This window comes from Candidatus Jidaibacter acanthamoeba (genome assembly GCF_000815465.1).
GTDB classification, from domain to species: domain Bacteria; phylum Pseudomonadota; class Alphaproteobacteria; order Rickettsiales; family Midichloriaceae; genus Jidaibacter; species Jidaibacter acanthamoebae.
Genome location: NZ_JSWE01000133.1, coordinates 1 through 2637, shown reverse-complemented (window position 1 = coordinate 2637; position 2637 = coordinate 1). Strand labels below are relative to the sequence as shown.

Annotated in this window: 4 protein-coding genes; all 4 read right to left on the bottom strand. The window is 35.5% G+C overall.

The genetic code is table 11. The features are described 5' to 3' along the window. The coding region (locus NF27_RS06885) for a hemagglutinin repeat-containing protein (RefSeq protein WP_239647830.1) at positions 1–562 on the bottom strand (562 nt) is incomplete at its 3' end. Between the two features lie 49 nt (positions 563–611). After that, positions 612–863: a hemagglutinin repeat-containing protein gene (locus tag NF27_RS06880; RefSeq protein WP_275574615.1), complete on the bottom strand. Its 252-nt coding sequence runs from the start codon at positions 861–863 to the stop codon at positions 612–614. 82 nt (positions 864–945) lie between these two features. Further along, positions 946–1236 carry a DUF6980 family protein gene (locus NF27_RS06875; RefSeq protein ID WP_039457472.1) on the bottom strand — a complete coding sequence of 97 codons (291 nt, stop codon included), beginning with the start codon at positions 1234–1236 and terminating at the stop codon, positions 946–948. A gap of 1 nt (position 1237) precedes the next feature. Next, positions 1238–2637: hypothetical protein (locus NF27_RS12500; protein ID WP_039457469.1), on the bottom strand; the 1400-nt coding region annotated here is incomplete at its 5' end.

The window sequence follows — 2637 nt, the reverse complement described above, 5'->3', positions numbered from 1 at the left end:
GAACAAATAACTCACCTACTTTTAAGGTCAAATGTCCGTGATCTGTAAAACTTCCGTCTTCATTAACTTGTGCATTTGCTATCATTGCTCCGTTTAGCCTTAAGGCATGGGCAACTACTATATGAGCTTTGGTTTCACCTAACATTGCAGTTAATCGCTTAACTACATGCGCATCACGCTTGCTATGTTCTACTCCAATTCCATTTAAATTTAAGTTGCTTAAACTAATTCCTAAATTTACTCCAAAGCTTTCATTTTCTATAATATCCTGCATAGAGCCCAAGGTTAAACTCTCAAAACTTGCTTCAAGGCTACTGGCTTTTAAAAACACACCTTGCATATTTGCATGTCCTTCAACTTCTATCTTTAAGTTTCCACTGACATGTATTTCTGCATTCATAACCAGACTTTGATACTGATTGCCTTTCTGGATAGCAACAGATAAGCTTGGTGTCATTCCTTCTGTAAGAGGTATTTCAAGATCCACTTGTCCGCTCATGCTTTTCGCATTATATTCTGCCCTCGCACCTTGTATATCAAGATACTTTGTTTTTAAGTACATATTATATGCTTTAACTTGAGTAGCTAACATCCTTAGCTCATCACTGGTGCTATTTTGTAAAGTCTTTATTCTTTATACTCCTATCTCCACTAATCCCTATGTTAGGTGTAACTCCTCCAGCCCAAGTGACAGATACTCCAACATTAAACCCGCTACTACTATGTTCTTCCCTATTTCTGTTCCTTACACTCTCTATAATTATCTTCTTTGCTACATCAATATCAACTTTCTCCCCGTTAATATAACTACCCTTTAGACTTAGATCTTCTCCCACTACCAGATTAACTAGCTTACCCTTAATGGAACTTGCCTTTCGGTTAAACCAGTATTTATAGGGATAATATATACCCCGCTAAGGCTATAAACTAACTTAATATAATTTTTTAAAGCCCTCGCTTCTTCCACCATTCGTCAGTTTTGAATTCTTCAGGAACTTTATTTGCATCATCAAATATAGGATCATTTAATTTATACTCAGCTTTCAAAATTTCAAACCACCTAGTGGCTAAACTCTCAGGCAATTTAGTCCCACACCATGGGCAATAATATAATAACTGATGAGTAGCATTTTTGGAGCTCGATAGTTTGACGGTATATAGTCTATGTCGCTTATCAAACTCGAATTCCTCATTTTTAGCCATATAATAATCCATATTTTTGCAACAATGACTCATTTTATTTACCTTTTATTGTTAGCCCTTTTAATTCCTTCCATGGTATGAACTGGCCTGTAGGTCCTTTATGCTTATCATGCATAAAACTTCCGAATTTATCAGCATCTTTATAATGAACTAACCCTTCGCTGGTCTCTTCGAATACTTTCCATCTACTTCCTCCATGATTTGCTGTATCTTTAGACCACCAAAGTTTTTTTCCATTCTCACTGACTGCTTGTGGATCACGATACATTTTTCCAAAGCGATCACTATGCATTACCTTATCATATTTTTCAACTTTCCATTCTTTATTATTTTGTGGTTCGTTTGGATCATCCGGATCTGGCGCACCTGCGGAAGATGATGAAGAAAACTTGCCTGCATTATCCTTTACATTACTTGCTTTATTACTACTAACACTATCTTTAACTTTGTTAAATATATTTTTTACACTATCTTTAAGCTTGTTATACTTCTCCTCTACAAACTCTCCGGCGTCTATTAATCCTTGTTTTATTTGATCTTGGTTTTCTTCAATAAATTTATATGTCTCATAAGCTGTAATTAATCCTCTTGTTGCCGGATGTATTTTGACTGCAAATTTACCAACTTTTATTAAATTTTTTCCAAATTTGACAGCCCCTGATTTTACTGTTTCTGCATCAACTATCTCAAAAACTAAATTAACTCCACGGCTTGCTGTGGACATAAGTGTCGAGCTTGCAGGTAAGTTAACAATTATTTTATTACCTTGTACTTGATAACTGCTTTCAGCTATAATTTCTAAATTTTCGATAAATATTTGAGCTCTTGCTTCTCCCACTAAATCTGCTTTAGCTTTTATGTCTTGGTATTTTTGAGGTAAGGCAGAGGTTTGCTCATTATGCATTGACCCATAACACTCTCCTTCTTCCTCAAAATAAAATTCTTTAGTAGGTATAGATGATTGCTTTCCTTCTCCTTTATATTCAGCGCTTTCTCTATCCTCTTGCTTAGCTGATTCTTTTTCCTCAGCTGTAGGCTTTTGCTTTTTATCCTTAGAACCTTCCTCTTTATCTCCTTCTTGTTTATTCCTATTTTCTTTATTTTTAGATTCAGTTTCTTCCTCATCTTCATAATATTTATTGTAGTCCTCAGGCTCAATTTCAACCCATTCCCCACCATCATCATTATCATCACTTGCAAATATCTTGGTAAACTGATCATATGCAGATCGGAAATACCCTCCTACAGCTTCTTCCCAATCTATATTCCCGTTCTCATCTCTTGGTATGTTGCGTTTAGCCTCTTCTGTATTAAAATTACTAAAGTACCCTTTGATTGTTTCAATATCATAGTTTGTAGACCAGCTTTGCGGTTGAGTTGCATCTCGGTTTGCTTTTTCAGTTTCACAAGTATCGCCTTCACAAACTATCGTCC